Source organism: Streptomyces calidiresistens, from assembly GCF_014141525.1.
GTDB classification, from domain to species: Bacteria; Actinomycetota; Actinomycetes; order Streptomycetales; family Streptomycetaceae; genus Streptomyces; species Streptomyces calidiresistens.
Map to the genome: position 1 here is coordinate 1 of NZ_VKHS01000304.1, position 5,989 is coordinate 5,989.

Genomic DNA, 5,989 nt, shown 5'->3' on the forward strand with positions numbered 1-5,989 from the left:
GTGCGTCCCCGGGCGGCACCGGCCCCCGCCGACCCGGGCACGCACCGCGCGGGGCGTCCTCCCGCGCCCGGCGGCGCGGCCTCACGGCGGCCGGGGCGGGGCTGCTGGCCGCCTCGCTGCTCGCCGGCTGCGGCACCGACAACGGCCCCACCGAGGTGAACCTCTTCCTCTCGCCCGAGGAGAGCCTCCCCGACGTGGTGGAGCGCTGCAACGAGGAGGCCGACGGCCGCTACCGCATCGTCTACAACCAGCTGCCGCGCGACGCCGACGGCCAGCGCGAGCAGATGGTGCGCCGGCTCGCCGCCGAGGACACCGGTCTGGACGTCCTGGGCCTGGACGTCACCTGGATCCCGGAGTTCGCGGAGGCCGGGTGGATCGAGGAGTGGACCGGGGAGAACCGCGAGGAGGCCATCCGCGACGTCCTGCCCGGCCCGCTGGAGACGGCGATCTGGGACGACAAGGTCTACGGTGCCCCGAAGAACACCAACATCCAGCTCATGTGGTACGACGAGCGGATCACCCCCGAGCCGCCCGCCACCTGGTCGGAGCTGATCGAGACCGCCGAGCGGCTGCGCGAGGAGGGCGAGCCGTACCGGGTGCTGTTCACCGGCGCCCAGTACGAGGGCCTGGTGGTCTTCTTCAACAGCCTGGTCGCCTCCACCGGCGGCCAACTGCTCTCCGAGGACGGCACCGAGGCGGTCGTCGACGAGGGCGTGGTCGAGGCGCTGGAGATCCTGCGCGACCTGTCCGCCTCCGGCATCACCAGCCCCTCGCTGTCCAACCAGCAGGAGGACGAGATCCGCCTCGCCTTCCAGGGCGGCGGCGGGGCCTTCCAGTTCAACTGGCCCTTCGTCTACGCCTCCTACGCCCAGGAGCGGCCCGACGACCTGGAGCACATCCGGTGGGCCCGCTACCCCACCGTCGAGGAGGGGGACGAGAGCCGGGCGACGGCCGGTGGCTACAACCTGGCCGTCAGCAGCTACTCCGAGCACAAGCCGGAGGCGTTCGAGGCCGCGCTGTGCCTGCGCAGCGCCGAGAGCCAGAAGTACCAGGCGCTGCTCTCCGGTCTGCCGCCGAGCATCGGGACCGTCTACGACGACGAGACACCGCTGGACCCCGACCGACCGGCCGACCCGGAGACCAACCCGACGATGGCCGACGAGTACCCGCCCAAGGAGACCATCCGCGAGGCCCTGGCGGAGGCGGCGGTCCGGCCGCTCACCCCCGTCTACCAGAACCTCTCCACCGTCACCGCGAAGATCCTCTCGCCACCGTCGGCCATCGACCCCGAGGCCACCGCCGACGAACTGCGCGAGGAACTCGACGCCGCGCTGCAATCCCAGGGGGTGCTCCCGTGACCACGACCGAACCCGATCGGGCCGCGACGAGGCCCGGCACCGGCCGGCACGCCGGGAAGCCCCGCCGGGAGGACACCACCCCCGCCCCCGCCGGAACCGGCGGCGGGGGCGGCGGCTCCCGCCCCGTCGATCCGGGAGGCAACGGCGGCCGGGGCGGCCGGGCCGCCATGAGCGAGGGCAAGCGCGCCGAGCGGCGACTGGGCTGGCTGCTGTGCGCCCCGGCCGCGCTGGTGATGGTCGCCGTCACCGGCTGGCCGATCATCTACTCCATCTGGCTCTCCCTGCACCGCTACGACCTGCGACTGCCGGACCAGCAGGAGTTCATCGGCCTGGAGAACTACATCGTCGTCCTCACCAACTCCTACTGGTGGACGGCGTTCTGGGTGACGACCCTCATCACGGTGATCTCGGTCGCCATCGAACTCGTGCTGGGCATGGCGCTGGCGCTGGTCATGCACCGCACGCTGGTCGCCCGCAACCTGGTGCGGACGGTGACGCTCATCCCGTACGGCATCGTCACGGTCGTCGCCGCGTTCTCCTGGTTCTACGCCTGGACACCCGATACCGGCTATCTCGCCGGAACCTTCGCCCCGGACGGGGCGCCGCTGACCGACCGGGCCGCGTCCATCGCGATCATCATTCTCGCCGAGGTGTGGAAGACCACGCCGTTCATGGCCCTGCTGCTGCTGGCCGGCCTGGCCCTGGTGCCGGACGACCTCACCAAGGCGGCGGCGATGGACGGCGCCGGCCCCTGGCAGCGGCTGTGGAAGGTCATCATCCCGGTGATGAAGCCGGCGATCCTGGTGGCGCTGCTGTTCCGCACCCTGGACGCCTTCCGGATCTTCGACAACATCTTCGTCCTCACCGGCGGTGCCAACGACACCTCGTCGGTCTCGATGATCACCTACAACAACCTCATCCGGGGATTGAACCTCGGCATCGGCTCCGCGATGTCGGTGCTGATCTTCATCTCGGTGGCGATCATCGCGTTCCTGTTCGTGAAGCTGTTCGGGGCCGCCGCGCCCGGCAGCACCGGGGAAAGGGGCCGCTGATGGCCGCGACGACCGCGCCCGAGACCGCCGCACCGGCAGCCGCCGGGGGCAACGCGATGCACGACGCCCGGCGCCGACTGAGCTGGTCGGTGATCAACCTCCTGGTGGTGGTCTACGCGCTGGTGCCGGTGCTGTGGATCGTGTCGCTGTCCTTCAAGACCAGCGACACCATCAACGACGGCAACTTCATCCCGCGCTCGTGGACGATGGACAACTACGCGGAGATCTTCTCCACCGGCATCTTCACCAGGGCGTTGATCAACTCGATCGGCATCGCGCTGATCTCCACCTTCATCGCGGTGTCCCTGGCGGTGATGGCCGCCTACGCCATCGCCCGACTGGACTTCCCCGGCAAGCGGGCCCTGATCGGCGTCTCGCTGCTGATCGCGATGTTCCCGCAGATCTCCCTGGTCACCCCGCTGTTCAACATCGAGCGGGAACTCGGACTGTTCGACACCTGGCCCGGCCTGATCCTGCCCTACATCACCTTCGCGCTGCCGCTGGCGATCTACACCCTCTCGGCGTTCTTCCGGGAGATCCCGTGGGAGTTGGAGAAGGCGGCGAAGATGGACGGCGCGACCCCGATCCAGGCGTTCCGGCGGGTCATCGTCCCGCTGGCCGCGCCCGGCGTGGTCACCAGCGCCATCCTGGTCTTCATCTTCTGCTGGAACGACTTCCTCTTCGCGATCTCACTGACCGCCTCGGAGTCCGCGCGGACCGTTCCGGCGGCGTTGGCGTTCTTCACCGGTGCCTCGCAGTTCGAGGATCCCACCGGCACGATCTCGGCCGCGGCCGTGGTCATCACCATTCCGATCGTCATCTTCGTCCTGCTCTTCCAGCGCCGTATCGTCGCCGGACTGACCTCCGGCGCGGTGAAGGGCTGACGGGACCGACACACACAGAAGCTCGCGCGAGAACCCGGGGATCACAGGGAGCAGGGGAGAAACCGACCATGGCCGAGATCGTTCTGGACCAGGTGTCCAAGCGCTACCCGGACGGCGCGCTCGCGGTGTCCGAGGTGAATCTGACCGTCGCCGACGGCGAGTTCATCATCCTCGTCGGCCCGTCCGGATGCGGGAAGTCCACCACCCTCAACATGGTGGCCGGGCTGGAGGACATCACCGCCGGCGAACTGCGCATCGACGGCGAACGCATGAACGAGCGCGCCCCCAAGGACCGGGACATCGCCATGGTGTTCCAGTCCTACGCGCTCTACCCGCACATGACCGTGCGGGAGAACATGGCCTTCCCGCTGCGGTTGGCGAAGGTCGACGACGGAACCGTGCGGCGCAAGGTCGAGGAGGCCGCGCAGGTCCTGGACCTCACCGAACACCTCGACCGCCGCCCCTCCAACCTCTCCGGAGGCCAGCGCCAGCGGGTCGCGATGGGCCGCGCCATCGTCCGCGACCCCAAGGCGTTCCTGATGGACGAGCCGCTGTCCAACCTCGACGCCAAGTTGCGCGGACAGATGCGCACCTCCCTGTCCCGCCTGCAGAAGAAGCTGGGCACCACCACCCTCTACGTCACCCACGACCAGACCGAGGCGATGACCCTCGGCGACCGCATCGTCGTCCTCCAGGGTGGCAACGTCCAGCAGATCGGCTCCCCCCAGCACCTCTACGACGAGCCCGCCAACCTCTTCGTCGCCGGCTTCATCGGTTCCCCCTCGATGAACTTCCTGCCGGTGACCGTGGAGAACGACCGGCTCTCCACCCCGCTGGGATCGGTGCCGCTCCCCGACCGCTCGCGCACCCTGCTGTCCGCGGCCGACGCCCCCCGCGAGTTGATCGCCGGCATCCGACCCGAGCACTTCGAGGACGCCGCCCTGGTCGAGGACCACCTGCGGGACAAGGGCCACACCTTCACCGGCACCGTGGACGTGCTGGAGTCGCTCGGCTCGGAGAAGTACGCCTACTTCGAACTGGAGGGGGAGGGCCCGCAGGCCCGGCAGCTCGCCGATCTCGCCTCGGTCACCGGTTCGGCCGACGAGGGCGGCGGACCCCGGCAGCTCATCGCCCGGCTCTCGGCGGCCACCCGGGCGAAGGAGGGCGCCGAGCTCGACGTGTGGTTCGACCCCGCCCACATCCTGCTCTTCGACCCCGACTCGGGCCGCAACCTCACCCGGGCGGAGTGAGGCCGGGTCCCGGGGCCGGACGCGCGCGGGGCGGGCCCGGGCATCGTGCCCGGGCCCGCCCCGCGTGTCGGGATGGTGATCAGTGGGCGTCGACGATCACGCCGCTGATCTCGTTCGGCGTGTCCGGCAGCTCCGCGCTCGCGAGGATCTCACCGCTCTCCACGTGCACCGCGTGCACCGCCCCGCCGGCCGGGTCGGTCACGTACGCCGTGTGGTCGCGCACGAAGATCGCCGGACGCGGCTGCTGCCACTCCATCGGCTCCTCCCACTCCTCGACGACCGGGATGGAGTTCACGACCTCGCCCGCCTCCGGGTCGATGACGTGGATGCTGCCGTCGGTGCCCAGGACCAGGGCCTCGCCGTGCGGGCCGCGGGCCAGGGAACGGAAGGTGTAGCTGCTCCCGAGATCCACCAGGCGCAGTTCACCGGTCTCCGTGTCGATCAGGGAGACCCGCTCCGGGCGCTCCAGCTCGGCGTCGGGGTCGCTCTTGTAGTCGCCCAGCACGATCGCGGACTCCCCGGAGCCGGCCTGGTTGCCGATCCGGCCGTAGTCGTCGGGGCTCTCCACCTTGGTGATGGCACCGTCCCGGTAGACCAGGACGCCGTCCTGGCAGCCGACGACCACGGCCTCGTCGCGGGCGGTCGCCTCGCCGTGCACGCCCGGGCAGTCCTCGTTGCGGGCGATCTCCTCGCCGTCGGCGTCCAGCACCACGATGCCGGTGCGGGCCTCCTCGGTGCCCAGGGTGGTGACCAGCTCGCCGTTGGAGAGCTTGATCGCCACGCCGTGGTGCGGGTCGTCCGACATGTGGGTCTCCACCTCCGGCGCGCCGTCGCCCAGGGCGTCGGTGTCGAACATGGTGACCTCGCCGGTGCCGTCGGTGAACAGCACGGTGACACCCGCGTGGTGGACGACGTGGCCGGGCTTCTCGCCGGGGAAGGAGACGTCGGTCAGCTCGCCGGTGACGGCGTCCAGCACCCGGAAGCCCTCGGCGGTGGAGACCATCACGTGGCGGTCGTCACCGACCGGGTTGACCCGGTTGAAGCCGTCCAGTTCGATCTCGTGGACGACCTCCAGGGTGTCGCCGTCCAGGATCCGCAGGCCGCCGTCGTGGGTCAGGACCAGGGGCTCGTTGGCCTCGGCGGCCTCGGTGGTCCCGTCGGTGTCGTCCACCTCGGCGGTGTTCCGGTCGGAGCCGGTGCCGTTCGAGTCGGCCGAGTCGTCCCCGCCGCCGCAGGCGGTCAGCAGGAGGGCGCCGGTGAGCGTCGCGGCCACGGCGGCGACGCCCCGGGCACGGGATGCGGTGCGCATGATGGGTGGATTCCCTTCGGTGATGGGTGATGGGACGGGTTCCGGTGGGGGGCGGAACCCTCCGCCCCGGGCCTCCGGGGCGGCACAGCGGTGCTCCGGACCCGTGGGGGCCGGTGGCGGTGGATGGGTGGTGGGG

5 protein-coding genes are annotated in these 5,989 nt (G+C 70.6%); 4 read left to right on the forward strand and 1 reads right to left on the reverse strand.

From position 1 onward, the window contains the following. From FOE67_RS13905 to FOE67_RS13920, 4 genes are all read left to right on the forward strand, one after another. The coding region (locus tag FOE67_RS13905) for an ABC transporter substrate-binding protein (RefSeq protein WP_323384903.1) at positions 1-1,358 on the forward strand (1,358 nt) is incomplete at its 5' end. Positions 1,359-1,525: 167 nt separating this feature from the next. Then, the gene (locus FOE67_RS13910; RefSeq protein ID WP_182664123.1) at positions 1,526-2,410 is read left to right on the forward strand and encodes a carbohydrate ABC transporter permease; all 885 of its coding nucleotides are present in this window, start codon (positions 1,526-1,528) and stop codon (positions 2,408-2,410) included. 56 nt (positions 2,411-2,466) lie between these two features. Beyond that, entirely contained in the window at positions 2,467-3,294 is an 828-nt protein-coding gene (locus tag FOE67_RS13915; protein WP_143621753.1) for a carbohydrate ABC transporter permease, read from the forward strand. Between the two features lie 68 nt (positions 3,295-3,362). Then, a complete protein-coding gene (locus FOE67_RS13920) occupies positions 3,363-4,544 on the forward strand; it encodes an ABC transporter ATP-binding protein (protein ID WP_182664117.1) in 1,182 nt (393 codons plus the stop codon). Between the two features lie 79 nt (positions 4,545-4,623). Here FOE67_RS13920 and aztD read toward each other — a convergent pair whose 3' ends face one another. Next, complete coding sequence (gene aztD / locus FOE67_RS13925) at positions 4,624-5,853, reverse strand: zinc metallochaperone AztD (protein WP_182664119.1); 1,230 nt, start codon at positions 5,851-5,853, stop codon at positions 4,624-4,626. Positions 5,854-5,989: the final 136 nt, after the last annotated feature.

Excerpts from the sequence above, each read along its gene's own strand:
- aztD (WP_182664119.1), bottom strand. The coding sequence starts at position 5,853 with ATGCGCACCGCATCCCGTGCCCGGGGCGTCGCCGCCGTGGCCGCGACG.
- FOE67_RS13910 (WP_182664123.1), top strand. The coding sequence starts at position 1,526 with ATGAGCGAGGGCAAGCGCGCCGAGCGGCGACTGGGCTGGCTGCTGTGC.
- FOE67_RS13915 (WP_143621753.1), top strand. The coding sequence starts at position 2,467 with ATGCACGACGCCCGGCGCCGACTGAGCTGGTCGGTGATCAACCTCCTG.
- FOE67_RS13920 (WP_182664117.1), top strand. The coding sequence starts at position 3,363 with ATGGCCGAGATCGTTCTGGACCAGGTGTCCAAGCGCTACCCGGACGGC.